This is a genomic window from Pseudomonas sp. NPDC096917 (assembly GCF_044762555.1).
GTDB lineage: Bacteria > Pseudomonadota > Gammaproteobacteria > Pseudomonadales > Pseudomonadaceae > Aquipseudomonas.
On record NZ_JBIWEO010000009.1, the window covers coordinates 29,581 to 49,507 of the forward strand.

General features: G+C 55.9%; 17 protein-coding genes. 12 read left to right on the top strand and 5 right to left on the bottom strand.

The genetic code is table 11. The features are described from left to right. Nucleotides 1-280 precede the first annotated feature (280 nt). The 7 genes from ACIQYF_RS12080 (at nucleotide 281) to ACIQYF_RS12110 (ending at nucleotide 9,040) form a co-directional block, all read left to right on the top strand. Nucleotides 281-1,879, top strand: coding sequence for an ABC transporter substrate-binding protein (locus ACIQYF_RS12080; protein ID WP_402861435.1), 1,599 nt, complete (start codon nucleotides 281-283; stop codon nucleotides 1,877-1,879). 148 nt (nucleotides 1,880-2,027) lie between these two features. Beyond that, nucleotides 2,028-3,395: an OprD family porin gene (locus tag ACIQYF_RS12085; protein WP_402861438.1), complete on the top strand. Its 1,368-nt coding sequence runs from the start codon at nucleotides 2,028-2,030 to the stop codon at nucleotides 3,393-3,395. A gap of 88 nt (nucleotides 3,396-3,483) precedes the next feature. After that, nucleotides 3,484-5,079 (top strand): ABC transporter substrate-binding protein, encoded by a 1,596-nt coding sequence (locus tag ACIQYF_RS12090; RefSeq protein WP_402861441.1) that lies wholly within the window; start codon nucleotides 3,484-3,486, stop codon nucleotides 5,077-5,079. 75 nt (nucleotides 5,080-5,154) lie between these two features. Next, nucleotides 5,155-6,165, top strand: coding sequence for an ABC transporter permease subunit (locus tag ACIQYF_RS12095; RefSeq protein ID WP_402861444.1), 1,011 nt, complete (start codon nucleotides 5,155-5,157; stop codon nucleotides 6,163-6,165). A 10-nt stretch (nucleotides 6,166-6,175) separates the two neighbouring features. Further along, on the top strand, nucleotides 6,176-7,087 hold the full coding sequence (locus tag ACIQYF_RS12100) for an ABC transporter permease subunit (RefSeq protein ID WP_402861447.1): 912 nt from the start codon (nucleotides 6,176-6,178) through the stop codon (nucleotides 7,085-7,087). Between the two features lie 10 nt (nucleotides 7,088-7,097). Continuing rightward, nucleotides 7,098-8,066: an ABC transporter ATP-binding protein gene (locus tag ACIQYF_RS12105; protein WP_402861450.1), complete on the top strand. Its 969-nt coding sequence runs from the start codon at nucleotides 7,098-7,100 to the stop codon at nucleotides 8,064-8,066. Beyond that, nucleotides 8,066-9,040 (top strand): peptide ABC transporter ATP-binding protein, encoded by a 975-nt coding sequence (locus tag ACIQYF_RS12110; RefSeq protein WP_402861453.1) that lies wholly within the window; start codon nucleotides 8,066-8,068, stop codon nucleotides 9,038-9,040. The genes ACIQYF_RS12105 and ACIQYF_RS12110 overlap by 1 nt, the downstream gene beginning before the upstream one ends. Before the next feature lie 64 nt (nucleotides 9,041-9,104). On the opposite strand, the gene ACIQYF_RS12115 is transcribed toward ACIQYF_RS12110, so the two are convergent. Then, nucleotides 9,105-9,377 carry a hypothetical protein gene (locus ACIQYF_RS12115; RefSeq protein WP_402861456.1) on the bottom strand — a complete coding sequence of 91 codons (273 nt, stop codon included), beginning with the start codon at nucleotides 9,375-9,377 and terminating at the stop codon, nucleotides 9,105-9,107. 204 nt (nucleotides 9,378-9,581) lie between these two features. Then, a complete protein-coding gene (locus ACIQYF_RS12120) occupies nucleotides 9,582-11,165 on the bottom strand; it encodes a peptide chain release factor 3 (RefSeq protein WP_402861459.1) in 1,584 nt (527 codons plus the stop codon). Nucleotides 11,166-11,502: 337 nt separating this feature from the next. Between ACIQYF_RS12120 and ACIQYF_RS12125 the strand changes: the two genes are divergently transcribed. From ACIQYF_RS12125 to ACIQYF_RS12145, 5 genes are all read left to right on the top strand, one after another. Further along, complete coding sequence (locus tag ACIQYF_RS12125) at nucleotides 11,503-12,219, top strand: ABC transporter permease (RefSeq protein WP_402861462.1); 717 nt, start codon at nucleotides 11,503-11,505, stop codon at nucleotides 12,217-12,219. Nucleotides 12,220-12,243: 24 nt separating this feature from the next. After that, complete coding sequence (locus ACIQYF_RS12130; protein ID WP_402861465.1) at nucleotides 12,244-13,137, top strand: glycine betaine ABC transporter substrate-binding protein; 894 nt, start codon at nucleotides 12,244-12,246, stop codon at nucleotides 13,135-13,137. Nucleotides 13,138-13,146: 9 nt separating this feature from the next. Beyond that, nucleotides 13,147-13,800 carry an ABC transporter permease gene (locus ACIQYF_RS12135; RefSeq protein WP_402861468.1) on the top strand — a complete coding sequence of 218 codons (654 nt, stop codon included), beginning with the start codon at nucleotides 13,147-13,149 and terminating at the stop codon, nucleotides 13,798-13,800. After that, on the top strand, nucleotides 13,797-14,954 hold the full coding sequence (locus tag ACIQYF_RS12140; protein WP_019823916.1) for a betaine/proline/choline family ABC transporter ATP-binding protein: 1,158 nt from the start codon (nucleotides 13,797-13,799) through the stop codon (nucleotides 14,952-14,954). Before ACIQYF_RS12135 ends, ACIQYF_RS12140 begins: the two co-directional genes overlap by 4 nt. A 521-nt stretch (nucleotides 14,955-15,475) precedes the next feature. Continuing rightward, nucleotides 15,476-16,639, top strand: a complete 1,164-nt coding sequence (locus ACIQYF_RS12145) for a type III PLP-dependent enzyme (protein WP_402861472.1) — start codon at nucleotides 15,476-15,478, stop codon at nucleotides 16,637-16,639. A 195-nt stretch (nucleotides 16,640-16,834) separates the two neighbouring features. Here ACIQYF_RS12145 and ACIQYF_RS12150 read toward each other — a convergent pair whose 3' ends face one another. The 3 genes from ACIQYF_RS12150 to ACIQYF_RS12160 all read right to left on the bottom strand — a co-directional run bounded on the left by ACIQYF_RS12150 (nucleotide 16,835) and on the right by ACIQYF_RS12160 (nucleotide 19,925). After that, the gene (locus tag ACIQYF_RS12150; RefSeq protein ID WP_402861475.1) at nucleotides 16,835-17,746 is read right to left on the bottom strand and encodes an alpha-xenorhabdolysin family binary toxin subunit B; all 912 of its coding nucleotides are present in this window, start codon (nucleotides 17,744-17,746) and stop codon (nucleotides 16,835-16,837) included. Nucleotides 17,747-17,764: 18 nt separating this feature from the next. After that, nucleotides 17,765-18,982, bottom strand: coding sequence for an alpha-xenorhabdolysin family binary toxin subunit A (locus tag ACIQYF_RS12155; RefSeq protein WP_402861478.1), 1,218 nt, complete (start codon nucleotides 18,980-18,982; stop codon nucleotides 17,765-17,767). A gap of 181 nt (nucleotides 18,983-19,163) precedes the next feature. Further along, nucleotides 19,164-19,925: a tetratricopeptide repeat protein gene (locus ACIQYF_RS12160; RefSeq protein WP_402861481.1), complete on the bottom strand. Its 762-nt coding sequence runs from the start codon at nucleotides 19,923-19,925 to the stop codon at nucleotides 19,164-19,166. Nucleotides 19,926-19,927 lie beyond the last annotated feature (2 nt).

Below are 19,927 nucleotides of genomic sequence, written 5' to 3' on the forward strand. Positions count from 1 at the left end.
ATGCGGCTACGACGCCGCATTCACTTGCTCTAATCCCCCTCAGAAAACCCCTTCATATTTAAGCCACTTCGTACTACAGCAGAAGCTATAGGACTCTCAGACGCTTCCTACAGCTTTGTCAGCCCCAGCGCATTTACTCACGCGCCTCTTCCCCTCTAACGTCTAACCCCAGCCGGCCATTGCCCCGCTTGGCTGATGCTTTCAATGCTCCGAACGCGCGCACGACTCATAAGGCGCGCGCATTCAGAACTCAAAAACAATAAGAAGGATAGGGATAGCGATGCGTAAATCTCTGGTTTTATCTGCCTTGATAAGCGCCGGTGCACTTGCCGGCAGCCCTCTCACGCACGCTGCCAAAAGCCTGGTGTTTTGCTCCGAAGGCAGCCCTGCTGGTTTTGATACGGCGCAATACACCGCGGCCACCGATAACGATGCCGCAGAACCCATCTACAACCGCCTTGCCGAGTTTGAAAAAGGCGGTACGGCTGTAGGCCCCGCACTGGCAACACGCTGGGAGGTTTCCGAAGACGGCTTGACCTACACCTTCCACCTACGCGAAGGGGTGAAGTTTCACACTACAAAGTGGTTTACCCCGACCCGCGACTTTAACGCCGATGACGTTTTATTCACCTTCAACCGCATGCTTGACCCCGAGCATCCCTTTCGCAAGGCCTACCCCACCGAGTTCCCCTATTTCAGTGGCATGAGCCTTAACAAAAATATCGCCAGCATCGAAAAAACCAACCCGATGACTGTGGTGATGACGCTCAATTCGGTGGACGCGGCATTTATTCAAAATCTGGCCATGAGCTTTGCTTCCATACTCTCGGCCGAATATGCCGATCAACTGCTCAAAGCAGGCGAGCCCGGCGACATCAACCAACAACCGATTGGGACCGGCCCCTATGTATTCCTGCGCTATCAAAAAGACTCGAGCATCCGTTATGTCGCCAACAAGGCGTATTGGGACCCCAGTCAGGTCAAACTCGACAGCCTGATTTTTTCAATCAACGTCGACCCCTCGACCCGCATGCAAAAGCTGCGCAAAAACGAGTGCCAGGTCACGCTAAACCCACGCCCGGCCGATGTGGCCGGGCTCAAAGCCGATCCAAAACTTCAGGTCATTGAAAAGCCAGGTTTCAACCTGGGGTATATCGCTTACAACGTCCAGCACCCTCCACTCGGCCAACTGCAGGTACGTCAGGCTCTGGACATGGCCGTCAATAAAGACGCCATTCTCAAGGCGGTGTATCAAGGCGCCGGGCAGAAAGCGGTCAATGCGATGCCGCCCACGCAGTGGTCTTATGACGACACCGTGGTCGACGCACCTTACGACCCTGAAAAAGCCAAAGAACTGCTTCAGGCGGCCGGGGTGAAAGAAGGAACAGAAATCACCTTGTGGGCCATGCCCGTGCAGCGTCCGTACAACCCTAACGCCAAACTCATGGCGCAGATGCTGCAATCCGATTGGGGCAAGATCGGGCTCAAGGTCAATATCGTGAGCTATGAGTGGGGCGAGTACGTCAAACGCACCAAAAATGGCGAACATGACATCACCCTGATCGGCTGGACCGGGGACAACGGCGACCCCGACAACTGGCTCGGAACGCTGTACAGCTGTGATGCCATTGGCGGCAATAACTACTCCATGTGGTGCGACAAGGCCTACGACACACTGATCAAAAAAGCCAAAACCATCACAGACCGCGACCAGCGAACGGTCTTGTACAAACAAGCCCAACAGTTGCTCAAGCAAAAAATCCCGATCACTCCGATTGCCCACTCAACGGTCAATCAACCTTTAAGCATCAAGGTGCAGGGCTTCCAAGTCAGCCCCTTTGGCCGCAATGCCTTCTCGGGCGTCAGCCTCGACGATTGAAAAACCCTTAATCACGTGTGCATCAGCAGGCCGCCCCACGGTGGCCCGCCGAGGCTTTGCCCAAGCAAACGATCGCAACGCTCCACACGTAGCCACACCGCCGCTTCGCTAACAAAAACAGCAATAAAAAAGCACAGGAGCCTCAACCATGAAACTTACACACAGCGCGCTGTTAACCCTGGCTATCAGCAGCCTCTCAACAATGCCCTATGCCGACGAATTTATGGGCATTGAACTCAAGTCTGACGCCAGCGAGCAAAGCAAATCCGACGGTTTTGTAGAAGGCAGCACCTTAAGCGGCACCACACGCAACTGGTACGCCAATGAACTCAAACGCCGAGGCGGTCAGTTCACCTACAACGACCATGGCACCACCAAAACGACCCCACGCCGGATCAACTGGACGCAAGGCACCATTCTTGATTTCAACTCGGGCTTCACCCAGGGTACCGTTGGCTTCAGCACTCAAGTAGCGGCCTACAATGCCATCGCACTGGATCGCGACGTCAAGCACATCGCCGGCAACAACAACCGCACCCTCAGCCACAACGACGGCGACGCCGTTGGCCAGTGGAGCAAGCTGGGGCTGGCGAACATCAAGGCACGAGCTTCCAACACCACACTGACCGTAGGCCGACAGAATTTCAGCAGCCCGACCCTCGATGTGATCGGTAACCGTTCGCTGCCTTCAAGCTTCCAAGGGGTGGGACTGCGCAGCGAAGAGTTCACCAACCTGAGCTTCGACGCCGGATCGTTTGACCGTGTATCGCCGCGCACCGAACAAGGCTTGAGCAAGTTCCGCAGTGAATATGGCGCCTTGGGGATAGAAACTGATCGCGCCAGCGTCGCGGGCCTTAACTATCAACCCTTCAAAAGCCTGAAAACCTCACTGTTTGCCACCCACGTTGAAGACTTCTGGAACCAGTACTACTTCGGTGCCGTGCATGACTGGGGCGACAATGCCGTGCTGGGCCTGAACACCAACTTCAACTACTACAAGACCCTCGACACCGGCAAAAAAGCCATGGGCGAGATCAACAACGACGCCTACAGCCTGGCATTGGGCCTGACCCACCAGGCCCACACCGTGAGTTTGTCGTACCAACAGGTCATCGGCGACGAGTACTTCGACTACCTGCACGAAACCAACGGCATTCACCTGGCCCACTCCTTGCTCTCGGACTTTAACGGCCCGAACGAGAAGTCTCTGCAATTGGCGTACAGCATCAATATGGCGCAATACGGTATCCCCGGGCTCGCTTTCAACGCCTACCACGCACGAGGATGGGACATTGACGGCACCCACTACAAAGGCACCGCCTATGATGTGCGCAACATGAATGGCGAAAAACATTCGGAATACAGCATTGGCACATCCTATGCAGTCCAAAGCGGTCCACTGAAAGCTACGGCCATCCGCGCGACTTACACCACACACCGTGCCAGCAGCAACCAGTCTGACGGCAGCATCAACGAGTTCCGTCTGGTAACGACCATACCGTTCAATATTCTGTAAGCGACTCTTAATACTCAACAGTACTGCGGCAGGTTCTATGCGCCTACCGCAGTGCTTCCAAGACTCAACCAATCAGGAGAGGGTAGCCATGAAACCAAACCTACTGCGCACCGCCCTTGCCGCAGCACTGCTCAGTGCTGCCGTGAGTGTTAACGCCAAAAACCTGGTGGTTTGCACTGAAGCCAGCCCTGAAGGGTTCGACATTGTTCAATACACCACCGCTGTGACGGCCGACGCTTCGGCCGAAACCATCCTTAACCGCCTCGTCGACTTCAAGCCGGGCACCACCGATGTTGAGCCCGCCCTGGCTGAACGCTGGGACATCAGCCCCGATGGCCTCCAATACACGTTTTACCTGCGCCCCGGGGTCAAGTTTCACACCACCGATTACTTCAAACCGACCCGCCCCCTTAACGCGGACGATGTGGTCTGGAGCTTTCAGCGCCAACTGGACCCGAATCACCCATGGCACGCTCTCTCGCTGGTCGGTTTTCCTTATTTTGAAAGCATGGGCTTCAAAGACCTGCTCAAGAGCGTTGAAAAAGTTGACGACATGACCGTCAAAATCACGCTCAACCACGCCGAATCGCCATTTTTGCGCGATGTGGCCATGCCGTTTACTTCGATTTACTCCGCCGAGTACGCGGATCAACTGCTCAAGGCCGGCAAAACGGCCGAGCTGAACAGCCAGCCGATTGGCACCGGCCCGTTCATTTTCGTGCGTTACAACAAAGACGCCCAGGTGCGCTTCAAAGCCAACCCGGACTATTTCCGTGGTAAGCCGCCGACTGACAACCTGATTTTCGCCGTGACCACCGACAGCAACGTACGCCTGCAAAAGCTCAGGGCCAACGAATGCCAGGTCGCGCTGTACCCAAAACCCGATGAAGTCTCCAACATTCGTAAAGACCCCAACCTCAAGGTCGATGAACTGGCCGCCCTGATGACCAGCTACATCGCCATGAACACGAGCCACAAATACCTCAGCGATGTGCGAGTGCGGCAGGCCATCGACATCGCCTTTGACAAACAAACGTACCTGAACAGCGTGCACGGCGAAGGCAATGCCTTGTTGGCCATCAATCCCTACCCGCCGACTATGCTGGGGTACAACACAACACTGCAAAGTCCGCCACGAGATCTAAACAAAGCACGCGACCTGCTCAAGGAAGCCGGTGTACCCGAAGGCACGACTTTCACCTTGTTCACCCGCAACGGCGGCGGCCCGACCAACCCCAACCCGATGCTAGGGGCTCAGTTACTGCAATCGGACCTGGCAAAAATCGGGCTCAAACTCGACATCAGGGTCATGGAGTGGGGTGAAATGCTTAAGCGCTCCAAAGCCGGCGAGCATGACCTGGTGTCCACCGGTTGGGGCGGCGACAACGGCGACCCGGACAACTTCCTGACCCCGCTGCTGAGTTGTGACGCCGCCAAAAACGGCGAGAACTATGCACGCTGGTGCAACAAAGCCTTCGAAGACTTGATCACCAAAGCCCGTAACATCAGTGAACCCAAAGAACGGGCTGCACTCTATGAACAAGCACAGGTGATATTCCATAACGAACAACCCTGGATAAACGTCGCACACCCTATGCTCTTTACAGCCATGCGCAAAAACGTCGAGGGCTACACCCTAAGCCCTTTGACCAATAACAATTTCGCCACTACCCAGGTGAAGTAGAAAAATAAGAAACCCGCCAGCGCTCACCCGGGCAATGGCGGACTTGCCTAAACGGCTGATGAGGTACACCACACGATGTTTAGTTTTATTGCCCGCCGAGTGGGGTTGTTGATCCCCACTTTCTTCGGCATCACCTTGCTGACCTTCGCCCTGATTCGCATGATCCCCGGCGATCCGGTCGAAGTCATGATGGGTGAGCGTCGGGTAGACCCTGAAATGCACGCCCAGGCCATGGAGCGCCTGGGCCTGAACAAACCGCTGTACGAGCAGTATTTTGACTACATCGGCAAGCTTGCCCACGGCGACCTGGGAGAGTCGTTGCGCACACGTGAGAGCGTGTGGCGCGAGTTTACCGTGCTGTTCCCAGCCACCCTTGAACTGGCAATGTTCGCCCTGTTGTTTGCAGGCATTCTCGGGCTGCTGGCCGGGGTTATTGCGGCGCTCAAGCGAGGCTCATTGTTTGACCACGGGGTTATGGGGTTATCGCTCGCGGGTTACTCCATGCCGATCTTCTGGTGGGCTCTGATCCTGATCATGTTCTTCTCCGTCGGACTGGGCTGGACCCCGGTGACCGGACGTATCGACCTGCTCTACGACATCGAGCCCAAGACCGGCTTCATGCTCATTGATACCCTGCTCAGCGACCAGCCCGAGGCCTTTTGGGACGCGCTGCACCACATGATTCTTCCAGCCATCGTGCTCGGCACCATCCCGCTGGCGGTGATTGCCCGGATGACCCGTTCATCCATGCTCGAAGTGCTGCGCGAAGACTACATCCGCACCGCCCGAGCCAAAGGCCTGTCGCCAGCACGCGTGGTCTTCGTGCACGGCCTGCGCAATGCGCTGATCCCGGTGCTAACGGTGATCGGCCTACAAGTCGGCACCCTGCTTGGGGGGGCCGTACTCACCGAAACCATCTTCTCGTGGCCTGGAATTGGTAAATGGCTGATCGAAGCCATTGGCGCCCGGGACTATCCCGTGGTGCAAAACGGCATCCTGCTAATCGCCTGCCTGGTGATTCTGGTCAACTTCGTGGTGGACATCCTCTACGGCCTTGCCAACCCACGCATCCGTCACCAGCGCTGAGATCCTGACCATGAGCACATCTACCAACGCGACTGAAGTGGATCAAAGCCTGCTTTATCCATCCCCGTACAAAGAGTTCTGGCAGGCCTTCGCCAAAAACAAAGGCGCAGTGGCCGGCCTGATCTTCATGAGCATCATCGTGTTCTGCGCGATTTTTGCCCCCTGGGTCGCACCGCATAACCCGAGCGAGCAATACCGCGACTTCCTGCTGACCCCGCCGGTTTGGCTTGAAGGCGGCAATTGGCAGTTTCTGCTGGGCACCGACGAGTTGGGCCGGGACATGCTGTCGCGGCTGATTGCAGGTTCGCGCCTGTCGATGCTGATCGGCTTGTCATCCGTGGTTATTTCGTTGATCCCGGGCGTGATTCTGGGGCTGTTTGCCGGGTTTTTCCCGCGCCTCCTTGGCCCCGGCATCATGCGCTTAATGGACATCATGCTGGCCCTGCCATCGCTGCTGCTGGCGGTGGCGATTGTCGCCATCCTGGGCCCTGGCCTGATCAACACCGTGATCGCGATTGCCGTGGTCTCGCTTCCGTCCTACGTACGCCTGACCCGCGCGGCGGTGATGGGCGAACTGAACCGCGACTACGTCACGGCTGCTCGCTTGGCCGGTGCCAGCTTGCCGCGCCTGATGTTCATCACCGTGCTGCCCAACTGCATGGCGCCGTTGATCGTACAGGCCACGCTGAGCTTTTCCTCGGCGATTCTCGACGCGGCCGCCCTGGGCTTTCTAGGCTTGGGCGTACAACCGCCAACGCCTGAATGGGGCACCATGCTGGCCTCGGCCCGGGACTACATTGAACGTGCGTGGTGGGTCGTGAGCCTGCCCGGCTTGACCATTTTGCTCAGCGTGCTGGCAATCAACCTGATGGGTGACGGGCTGCGCGATGCGCTGGACCCGAAACTCAAGAACGCCGCCTGAGGAGATTCCCATGTCACTGCTAGAAATCAAGAATCTCAACGTTCGTTTTGGCGACGCCAATGCCGTGCCGGTGGTCGATGGTTTGAGCCTGTCTGTGGATAAAGGCGAAGTGCTGGCCATCGTCGGCGAATCGGGGTCCGGCAAATCCGTGACCATGATGGCGTTGATGGGCCTGGTCGAGCACCCCGGCATCGTCACCGCCGACGCGCTGAATTTTGACGGTAAAAACATGCTCACCCTTAGCCCGCGCCAACGTCGACAAATTGTTGGCAAAGACATGGCGATGGTCTTTCAAGACCCGATGACCGCGCTGAACCCCAGTTACACCGTGGGCTTCCAGATTGAAGAAGTGCTGCGCCTGCACCTCAACATGTCAAAAAAAGACGCTCGCAAACGCGCCATCGAACTGCTGGAAATAGTAGAAATCCCCGGCGCCGCCAGTCGCATAGAGGCCTATCCGCACCAACTGTCGGGCGGCATGAGCCAGCGTGTGGCAATTGCCATGGCGATTGCCGGCGAACCCAAACTGCTGATCGCCGACGAACCGACCACCGCACTGGACGTGACCATTCAAGCCCAGATCATGGACTTGCTGCTCAACCTGCAACGCGAACAGAACATGGGGCTGGTGCTTATCACCCACGATTTGGCCGTGGTGGCTGAAACCGCACAGCGGGTATGCGTGATGTATGCCGGCCAGGCGGTCGAAGTGGGCCAGGTGCCCGAACTGTTCGATGTGCCCGCTCACCCCTATAGCGAAGCGCTACTGGCCGCAATCCCGGAACACAGCATGGGTGCTGCGCGTCTGGCGACCTTGCCCGGCATCGTGCCGGGCCGTTACGACCGCCCGCAAGGTTGCCTGCTGTCACCGCGCTGCCCGTACGTGCAAGACAGCTGCCGCCAAGAACGCCCGGCCCTTTTCCCCAAAGCCCATAGCCAGGTGCGCTGCTTCTTCCCCTTGAATCAGGAGGTGGCGTAATGACTGTTGTTCTTACTGCCCGCGACCTAACCCGTCATTACGAAGTGTCCCGCGGCCTGTTCAAGGGTCACGCACTGGTGCGCGCCCTCAACGGCGTATCGTTTGAACTGCAAGCCGGAAAAACCCTGGCCGTGGTGGGCGAATCAGGCTGTGGCAAATCCACCTTGGCCCGCGCCCTGACCCTGATCGAAGAGCCTTCGTCCGGCTCATTGAAAATCGCCGGGCAAGAAGTCGCAGGGGCCAACAAAACTGAGCGCAAACAACTGCGCAAAGACGTGCAGATGGTCTTCCAGAGCCCTTACGCCTCGCTCAATCCTCGGCAAAAGGTCGGGGATCAGTTGGCAGAGCCGCTGCTGATCAACACCCAGCTGAGCGCCAGCGAACGCCGCGAAAAAGTCCAGGCCATGATGAAACAGGTCGGCTTGCGCCCGGAGCATTACCACCGCTACCCGCACATGTTCTCGGGGGGGCAACGTCAACGCATCGCCCTGGCACGGGCGATGATGCTGCAACCCAAAGTGCTGGTGGCGGACGAACCGACTTCCGCGCTCGACGTGTCGATTCAAGCGCAGGTGCTCAATCTGTTCATGGACATGCAGCAGGAATTCAACACCGCCTACGTCTTCATCTCACACAACCTGGCGGTAGTGCGGCACGTGGCTGATGACGTGCTGGTGATGTACCTGGGCCGCCCGGTGGAAATGGGCCCAAAAGAAGAGATCTACACCCGACCGCTGCACCCCTACACCCAGGCGCTATTGTCAGCGACCCCGACCATCCACCCGGACCCGCTCAAGCCGAAAATCAAAATTGTCGGCGAGTTGCCCAACCCGCTGAACCCGCCCTCAGGTTGCGCCTTCCACAAGCGCTGCCCGTATGCGACCGAGCTGTGCATCACCCACGAGCCGGACTTGCGCCTGCTCGATAACCGTCAAGTGGCTTGCCATCACGCCGAGCAATTCTTGCAGAGCTAACCCTCCCTGTGGGAGCTGCCGCAGGCTGCGGCAGCTCCCACAGGTTTGGCATTTTATTCAATGACTACGTCTGGCTATCGCCTTCGTCACCGTCATCGCCGCTGTCATCGCCGCCACCGTCCGCGCCGCCGTCATCATCACCGCCAGAACCACTGTCATCACCCGATTTCTCGGCTGCCAACAGGTAAACCCCATGCGTGGCTGACCCAAATGGCCCCGTGGCCGCAACCCCAGCCCCGGCATTCGTCGGCGCACTACTTGCCCATGCCGTTGACGCACTCACCGTCAGCAGCACCAGCACCTTCAGAAACAACACAATGCGTTGAAAAATCCTCATGGCAAATTCCATCCTGTGCTGAGAAAGAGACGATTTAACGCTAGCCCGCCCGGGGCACTTTTTCCACAAACCTGCAGGCTGCCATAGACCCTTTTGGACTAATCCACCGACCAAACTTTGCATTCGCAAGCAACCACAGCAGGTGCAACGCAAAAAAAAGCGAAGCCCAAGGGCTTCGCTTTTTTGTACGTCAGGCCTGTGCCCTTAGTGATGCTCACGCGTAGCGCGGAAGCTCACGTCTGGCCAGCGCTCTTCCATCAGTGCGAGGTTGACGCGAGTCGGGGCCAGGTAGGTCAAGTGACCGCCGCCGTCCACGGCCAGGTTTTCCACCGCTTTGACGCGGAAATCTTCCATCTTCTTTTTATCGTCGCAGTCAATCCAGCGCGCCGAATACACGGTGATCGGCTCGTAGGAGCATTCCACTTTGTATTCTTCTTTCAGGCGACTCGCGACAACGTCGAATTGGAGAACACCCACAGCACCCAGGATGATGTCGTTGCTGCGCTCCGGGAAGAACACCTGTGTGGCGCCTTCTTCGGCCAGTTGCTGCAAGCCCTGACGCAGTTGCTTGGACTTGAGCGGGTCGCGCAGACGCACGCGACGGAACAGTTCCGGGGCGAAGTGCGGGATACCGGTGAAGCTCAGGCTCTCACCTTCAGTGAACGTGTCACCGATCTGGATGGTGCCATGGTTATGCAAACCGATGATGTCGCCCGCAAAGGCTTCTTCAAGCTGCTCACGCTCGGAGGAGAAGAACGTCAGCGCATCGCCGATACGCACGTCTTTGCCGGTACGGACGTGGCGCATTTTCATGCCCTTTTCGTACTTGCCCGAGCAAATGCGCATAAAGGCAATACGGTCGCGGTGTTTAGGGTCCATGTTCGCCTGGATCTTGAACACGAAACCGCTGAACTTCTCTTCTACCGGCTCAACCGTTCGCTCATTGGCCACGCGGGCCAACGGCTTGGGCGCCCAATTGACCACGGCATCGAGCACGTGATCGACCCCAAAGTTGCCCAGCGCCGTACCGAAGAACACCGGAGTCAGTTGGCCATCAAGGAATTCCTGCTGGTTGAACTCGTGGCAGGCGCCTTGAACCAGTTCCAGCTGATCGACAAAGCGATCGTACTCGTCACCCAAGTGGGCGCGGGCTTCGTCAGAATCGAGTTTTTCGATGATTTTGACGTCAGTACGTTCATGACCGTGACCCGCGGTATAGACGATGATGTAGTCGTCAGCCAGGTGATAAACACCCTTGAAGTCGCGGTAGCAGCCAATCGGCCAGGTGATCGGCGCTGCCTTGATCTTGAGGACCGCTTCGATTTCGTCCAGCAATTCGATCGGGTCGCGAATATCGCGGTCGAGTTTGTTGATGAAGCTGACGATAGGCGTGTCACGCAGACGGCACACGTCCATCAGAGCGATGGTCCGCGGCTCAACCCCTTTACCGCCATCGAGCACCATCAGGGCCGAGTCGACCGCAGTCAATGTGCGGTAGGTATCTTCCGAGAAGTCTTCGTGGCCCGGGGTGTCGAGCAGGTTGATCATGTGGTCGCGATACGGGAACTGCATGACCGACGTGGTAATCGAAATACCCCGTTGTTTCTCCATTTCCATCCAGTCGGAGGTGGCATGGCGGTCGGACTTTCGCGATTTCACCGTACCGGCGACAGCAATCGCCTTACCCATCAGCAAGAGCTTTTCGGTGATGGTGGTCTTACCCGCATCGGGGTGGGAAATAATTGCGAAAGTGCGGCGTTTCGCGACTTCGGCGGCCTGTTGGGTCATGGGAAATCGCCTGACGATTGATTCAAAAAAGGGCGCGGATTATAGCCCAAATCAGGGCTGTACAGCCACCGTTGGTACCCTGGCTCGTCGGACAAGGGTGGCAATGTGCCGTAAAAAATGTGAACCTTTTGCGCAGTGGAGGCGTCCACTCTCCTGATACGACAAACCGTCAGGGGCTGAAATATCAGCAAGTTAGCCTGACGAGGCTGCGCTAATGACAGGTGATGGAGGCGTTTTTCGCACCCACTTGTTGCTCTTCGCGAACACATTGCCGGCAGCCAGAAATGGCCTTGCTACACGCGAATGTGTCCGCCGACTGAAAAAAAGGAGTCCGTCTGTGGCAAATCGCTATGGAAAAGGGCTTGTAGGATGCGTGGCTGTTGCCGCCCTCCTGGCCCTGTTGGTCCATTGGATCGGCATCAGCACTATCGAACACTATCAAGATGATTTGTTGTTCTACCTGCAAGCCCACCTGTACCTCGTACTCGCTTCAATGCTTGCCGCCCTCCTTGTAGGGATACCCGCTGGCATTTTCCTCAGCCGACCGAATATGGCCGGACGTGCGGAACGCTTCATGCAGGTCTTCAACGTCGGTAACACCGTGCCACCGCTGGCGGTACTGGCCATTGCCCTGGGCTTTCTGGGGATCGGCAGCGGGCCTGCCATCTTCGCCCTGTTTCTCGCCTCGTTGCTGCCCATTGTGCGCAACACCTACGAAGGCCTGAAAAACGTTCAGGGTTCACTCAAGGAAGCCGCCGTCGGCATCGGCATGACCCCGCGCCAGGTACTTTGGCGGGTCGAACTGCCCAATGCCGTGCCCATCATCATGGGCGGTGTGCGAGTGGCTCTGGCGATCAACGTCGGTACTGCACCGCTGGCGTTCCTGATCGGCGCCAACAGTCTGGGCAGCCTGATTTTCCCTGGCATCGCCCTTAACAATCAGCCGCAATTAATCCTTGGCGCAGCGTGCACCGCGCTATTGGCATTGCTGCTCGACGGTCTGGTGATACTCATCAGCCGCCGCTGGCTGGAACGCGGTCTGCGACCTGCATAGGTCCGGCTGAGCAAAGGAATAACCATGAAGAAAATTAGCTTTTTATTAGGCTGCATCCTGCTGTGCGCGGGAATTGCCCAAGCCGCTGAAAAACCCTTGATCCGCATCGGGGCGCGCGTGTTTACCGAGCAAACCCTGCTCGCTGAAATCACCTCGCAATACCTCAATAGCAAGGGCTACAACGCTCAGGTTACAGGCGGGCTGGGCAGCAGCCTGGCACGTTCCGCGCAGGGGTCCGGGCAACTGGACATGGTGTGGGAGTACACCGGTGTCTCGCTGGTGGCCTACAACCACATCACGGAGAAGCTCGACAAAGATCACGCCTACGACCGCGTCAAGGAAGTCGACGCGAAACAGGGCCTGATCTGGCTGCACCCGTCCAAGTTCAGCAACACCTATGCGCTGGCACTGCCACAAAACGTGGCGCAGGCGTTTCCGGACATCAACAGCATCAGCGACCTGGACAAGGCGCTGCGTGACCCGAAAAACAAAGGGGCGCTGGTGGCACTGGACACCGAATTCGCCAATCGCTCCGACGGCTTGCAGGGCATGGTCAAGCTGTACGACATGGACCTGACCCGCAATAACATTCGCCAGATGGACGCAGGGCTGGTCTATACCGCACTGAAAAATGGCCAGGTGTTTGCCGGTCTGGTGTACACCACTGACGGACGCATGAACGCTTTCAACCTCAAGCTGCTGGAAGACGACAAGCAGTACTTCCCGGACTACACCGCAGCCCCGGTGGTACGTAAAGCCTATCTGGATCAGCACCCGAACCTCGAAGGCCTGCTCAAGCCGCTGGCCGATCTGTTTGACGACGAAACCATGCGCCAACTCAACGCACGGGTCGACGTCGACCACGAAAGCCCCTCCACGGTGGCCGCAGATTTCCTGCGCCAGCATCCACTTAACTAAGGAAAAGACATGGAATTTTTAAACGCCTTTTCCCATATGGACTGGTCGCTAGTCTTACATCTGACCCTGCAACACATCAGCCTGGTCGGCATCGCCGTGATTCTGGCGATCCTGATCGGCGTGCCGTTGGGTGTACTGATGACACGCTTCCCGTCACTGGCCGGCCCGCTGCAAGCCAGCGCCACCGTGCTGCTGACCATTCCGTCCATTGCCCTGTTTGGCCTGCTGCTGCCGTTTTACTCCAAATTCGGCCAAGGCCTGGGCCCGATGCCCGCCATCACTGCAGTGTTCCTTTATTCACTGCTGCCCATCATGCGCAACACCTTCCTCGCCCTCACCGGCGTGGAACCGGGTATTCGCGAAGCGGCACGCGGCATCGGCATGACCTTCAGCCAGCGCCTGCGCATGGTTGAACTGCCCATCGCGGTGCCTGTGATTCTCGCCGGCGTGCGCACAGCCGTCGTGATGAACATCGGCGTCATGACCATCGCCGCCACCATCGGTGCTGGCGGTCTGGGTGTACTTATTCTTGCTGCAATCAGCCGTAGCGACATGTCGATGCTGATCGTTGGCGCCGTGTTGGTCAGTATTCTGGCCATCATCGCTGACCTGCTTCTGCAATGGCTGCAACGCTCGCTGACTCCAAAAGGACTGCTCAAATGATCGAACTTCAAAACCTCAGCAAAACGTTCCAAAGTAACGGCAAAGACGTAAAGGCCGTGGACTCGGTGAGCCTGACCGTCAATGAAGGCGAAATCTGTGTGTTCCTCGGGCCTTCGGGTTGCGGCAAAAGCACCACGCTGAAAATGATCAACCGCCTGATCAAGCCGACCTCCGGCAAGATTTTGATCAACGGCGAAGACACCACTGACCTCGACCCGGTCACCCTGCGTCGCAATATCGGTTATGTGATCCAGCAGATCGGTCTGTTCCCGAACATGACCATCGAGGAGAACATCACCGTCGTTCCACGTCTGTTGGGCTGGGACAAGCAAAAGTGCCATGACCGCGCCCGCGAACTGATGAGCATGATCAAGCTTGAGCCCAAGCAGTATCTCAACCGTTATCCGCGAGAGTTATCGGGCGGTCAGCAACAACGGATCGGCGTGATTCGTGCCTTGGCCGCTGACGCACCGTTGCTATTAATGGACGAACCCTTTGGCGCCGTTGACCCGATCAACCGCGAGATGATCCAGAACGAATTCTTCGAGATGCAGCGGGCACTGAACAAGACCGTGATCATGGTCAGCCACGACATCGACGAAGCCATCAAGCTGGGCGACAAGATTGCGATCTTCCGTGGCGGCAAGTTGTTGCAGATGGATCATCCGGACACCCTGCTCGCCCACCCGGCCGACGACTTTGTCAGCAACTTCGTGGGCCAGGACAGCACGCTCAAGCGCCTGCTGCTGGTTAAGGCAGAAGACGCCGCGGACAACGCGCCGTCGGTTAGCCCTGAAACGCCGGTGGCTGAAGCACTGGAACTGATGGACGAACTCGACCGTCGGTATGTCGTCGTAACATGCGCCGATAACAAGGCCCTGGGCTATGTGCGTCGTCGCGACTTGCACCGCCAGACCGGTACGTGCGGCCAGTACCTGCGCGAGTTCACCGCCACTGCTGCCTCGGATGAACATTTGCGCATCCTGCTGTCGCGCATGTATGAGTTCAACCGTTCGTGGTTGCCGGTCATGGACCCCGAGCGTGTGTTCCAGGGTGAAGTGACGCAAGAGTCGATTGCTGCATACCTGAGCTCGGGCCGCTCCCGCGGGGCCAAGACCAGCATTGTATCGCCGGCGGATATCGCCTTGGCGTAACGGCTCTGAGAGCGGGCTTGCTCGCGATGCGTGTAACTCGGGCGTGCTGCTTGCCCGCGTAGAGGCTATCGCGGGCAAGTCACGCTCCCACAAGGTCTGTGTGATGTCATTCAATTCAAGCCAGGCAAAAGCCCCTGTGGAAGTCGGCTTTATCGCGATACTGGCGACTCGGTTGTACTGCTTGCCCCCCTTACCTCCCCCGCAAATGCCCTGCGCGCGAACGCCTCAGTGTCACAAAGGTCGGTTACTTAAATAGCTGTCGATGTGCCCACGACGAACGCGTACAAAAACGCGACATTTTTTGTTGATCTCAACGCACTCACACCCTAAAGTTCGCGCCGAACATCCATGCTGGAAACGATCCATCCGGCTCAAGTACTGACGACGAGACAGCAAGGTCCATTTACCTTATTTGCTTTCGGCGGACATGCCTTGGGAAGTAGGCGAACCAAAGTGGGGATACGGAGGATGTTCAGTTGCGCCCATTTATTTATGACGTTTGCCACTAGGAGTCCCTACGCATGTCGATTCAGATCGAAGACTATTACGCGCGCGAAACCTTTCAAAAAATGAAAGCGTTCGCTGACACCCAGGAAACCCCGTTCGTGGTGATCGACACCGCCATGATCAGCAAGGCTTACGACGACCTGCGTGCTGGCTTCGAATTCGCCAAGGTGTATTACGCGGTCAAGGCCAACCCGGCCGTCGAAATCATCAACCTGCTGCGCGACAAAGGCTCGAGCTTCGACATCGCCTCGATCTACGAGCTGGACAAAGTGATGGCCCAAGGCGTTAGCCCGGATCGCATCAGCTACGGCAACACCATCAAAAAATCCAAAGACATTCGCTACTTCTACGAGAAAGGCGTGCGCCTGTTCTCCACCGACTCCGAAGCTGACCTGCGCAACATCGCCAAGGCGGCACCGGGCGCGAAAATCTACGTGCGGATTCTGACCGAAGGCTCGACCACGGCTGACTGGCCTCTGTCCCGTAAATTCGGCTGCCAGACCGACATGGCCATGGACCTGCTGATTCTGGCCCGCGACCTGGGCCTGGTGCCTTACGGCATCTCGTTCCACGTGGGTTCGCAGCAACGTGACATCAGCGTGTGGGACGCTGCCATCGCCAAAGTCAAAGTGATCTTCGAGCGCCTCAAAGAAGAAGACGGCATCGTCCTCAAGCTGATCAACATGGGCGGCGGCTTCCCAGCCAACTACATTACCCGCACCAACAGCCTGGAAACCTACGCCGAAGAAATCATTCGTTTCCTGAAAGAAGACTTTGGTGACGACCTGCCAGAAATCATTCTGGAACCGGGCCGTTCATTGATCGCCAACGCCGGGATCCTGGTCAGTGAAGTGGTGTTGGTCGCACGTAAATCACGCACCGCCGTCGAGCGTTGGGTGTATACCGATGTGGGCAAATTCTCTGGCCTGATCGAAACCATGGACGAAGCCATCAAGTTCCCGATCTGGACTGAAAAGAAAGGCGAGATGGAAGAAGTGGTCATCGCCGGCCCGACCTGTGACAGCGCCGACATCATGTACGAGAACTACAAGTACGGCCTGCCACTGAACCTGGCCATCGGTGATCGTCTGTACTGGTTGTCGACCGGTGCCTACACCACCAGCTACAGCGCCGTTGAGTTCAATGGCTTCCCGCCGTTGAAATCGTTCTACCTGTAATACAGCCCTTGACAATTGCGCCCGGTAGATTTGCTACTGGGCGCAACCGTTAACGTAACAACACGCTATTTAAATGCTGTATTCACGTGGACATTTACGCACTCATGCGTCGAGTAATTTCTTTAAAACCAACAATATGAGACCTGAAACTCTCTATATCCCCACCTACGGGGGACATCACAAGAGCAGAGTTTTTCAAGAAGATTGCCAGGCATTCTGAAACAAGAGTGAGTTGCTCAACCAATTGGTTTTGGCAAGCAATAGCCCTTCGTAAGCATCCATTTTTTCCTTTCGTTCCTTCAGCTCCTGAACCTTGCTGTTATTGTCTTTGCGCGCTTGGGCATTGTCCGCAATTTTAATCGACACATTAACAATTGCCTGTGTGAGGGAGGCGCGCTTGGCTACGCTCCCGAACAAGTCAACGTATTTACTCAAACGCCCGAGGACCACACCAATCAGCTGTGCATCGACTTTAGGAACAACTGCCGTCGATACCAACACTTCAAGCTCAGCAGGCGTGGGCAATAAGTCTTTCGCCTGATCAATCCAGAAGTGAGTCCCTAGCAAGACACTCGCTTCTTCAAGCGCTTGCTTATCCAGCAGCAATTCATCTCGTTCGCTCACCAGCCGGCTATCTCGCAGTAAAAATCCCTCAAGCCTGCTGGCGTCGTACTCCACAAGCGCATTGGAAAAATGCTCAAGTGTCAGTGCCCTTATCTCATCATTCAGAAGTTTGACCGAGAGCTGTACTCTCTCCACCTTCGTCATAATATTGATTAAGCGCTTTTTGCAGACGTCTATCAGGGCTGCCAACGCATTTTTTCTTATGGGTTCGGCCAGTGAAGTGGAATGGCAGATTTCTTCCCACTGTGCAGCAATATCATTCAAACCAAAATTTGACAGCGCCACCTCGATCGCTACTATTTCCGAGGCCACAGTACGGGCATTCTTCCTAAGAAGTGTCCTGGCACTGACCACACGCTCCTGAAAATTCGGAATAAACGAAAACTGGTTCCCTAGCGCGGCTTGATCGAACGATCGCAATGATTTTTTAATAACGCCGCTATCGACAAACGGATAGAGGCTCAACCGAGTAATTCCATTCACAAGACAGCTCCTTATTCATCAATTTTTATTAGCTTGTATTAATTTATTGAACGCATTCGAAATTTGCGCCGAATACCCTTTAATTTCTCGCCAGGGATTTAATACCAACGAAAAATCCAACGCAAATATGTGCAGCTTTTCCATCGTGTCGATGCTTTGAAGCTCGGTTTTGGCCTCTTCGAGATAGCTATGGATATAGCCCCATACTTGCGCTAACTGTTTGGCGCCAACCTCAGCGGACAGCATGCGACCATGCAAGTCAGAAAATTGCTGCTGAAAGGTATCCAGGAGAAGGGCCATGCGGTCGAAATCTTTTACCTTTATTCTCAGCTCATTTCTTTGAGCCACTAACTTGTTTTTCTCCTTACGGGTATTTTCAGCCTGAGCGCCAAATATGCCGCCTGTCACAACCAGTCCAAACACCCCAAAAATCATCCCGGTAAAAGCGTGCCCTACTTGTTGTTTATAAGCCTCTGCCAGAGAAGTGATTTGCTCATCCAACACCCGTATATCATCAATCAAATTATCTCGCTGGTCTTTACGACCCGACTGCTTATGCGCCTGGAGTTTCACGCTAAGCATCGGAATTAGATAATCTGTCAATTCATGTTCAAAATCGGCTGCCCGCCCTTCAACTTCTCTCACCGCAACAATAAATGAATTGGTTTTTTCAAGTGCCGCATTGAGGTAATGGTTCAACGCTTCAACCACACCAGCCCGGTCGTCACCCAACAACATGCCCCGCATGCTTATTCGCTCTTGCTCCGTAAGATCACGCAACGTACCGGTCAATCTTCGGCCAATTTTTATATCACTCACCAGCCGAAGAATAGTGTCACCAACGGTTATAAAGTCTGTGGAAAAAACGTCTAGCTTTCTGGCTAATTCTTTAGTGGTATCTTCGACTCCTTCCCACTTATCCGCATGCACTTTCACACGCTTGTTAAAATCTAAAATACTCTCGGGCTCCAATTCAGGAATGTTGATTTTGTTATAACCTAGGTATTTCCTGACATTGGCCAGGGTGAGGGCCAACACTTTGGACTCCCTCACATAACGCCGCACATTATGAATATCTTCAGCACGAATCAAAAAACCTAAATCCGTGCGGTCGATGGCGGTTTCTTCTACACCCGAAATAATACCAAAATAACTCAATGGCACATCACGCGCCGCATCACGCACACTTAAATCATCAACACTTCCTGCTGTACTTTTTAATGTCAAAGCATCCATGCTTAGCTCCTTATTTATGTTTAACTCACCTTTAACAGGCTAGCCTTTAAAATAATTAACTCAACCGGAAAAAAGATTCAAGCTCGTAAGAAATCAGCAGTACAAAAAAGGAAATCACCCTAACAACAAAAAGCGCTCTCGCGCTATCAAAAAAACACAAACACGGCACACACTGACTCTTTCAAGTCACATTCACTGACAACTCATCGATGCGTTTTTTATATTCAGTGCTAAGTTCACGCACTTCCACCGGCTGGGCATGCAGTAATGTTTGATAACCCACGCGCAAGAAATTCAGGTTCCCTTCGTGGAGGGCGCGTCGAAACCACTGCACAGCCAGGTCAACGTTACCCGCCTCAAGCAGAACCGATGCGTAACTGAACTGACCGCGGAAATCGCCACCCTGCGCCGAGCGCTTATACCAGAGGCAGGCCGCTTCATAATCGCGAGCACAATGCACGCCCACTTCCAGATAACGCCCCACCAGATTCATCGATTTGGCGTGCCCGCTCTGCGCGGCTGCTAAATAGAGGCTGAAGGCTGCGCCATGATCCTGTTCGACACCGCGCCCCGTGGCCAGCAAGTTGGCGTAGTTGTAGAGCCCCCAATCCAGCCCGGCCTCTGCAGCAAGCCGGTAATGGGTCGCTGCCGCCCGCGCGTCAGCCGTGCAACCCCAGCCATGTTCAAGGCAACGCCCCAGCATATTGCGCGCCATTAGATGGCCGCCCTCGGCCGCGATGCCAAACCAGCGAAAGGCCAACGCAACATCGCGCTCAATGCCCCGTCCATCGAGCAGAATCTGCCCCAGTAACGCTTGGCCTTCAACGATGCCGTGCTTGGCGGCCATCAAAATGGCCTGTGCTGCACGCGCCGGGTTTTGCGCGAGCATGGCTTTGAGTTGCTCGCCATCGAGCACTTCTTCACGTCGTAACTGGAAGCTCATGA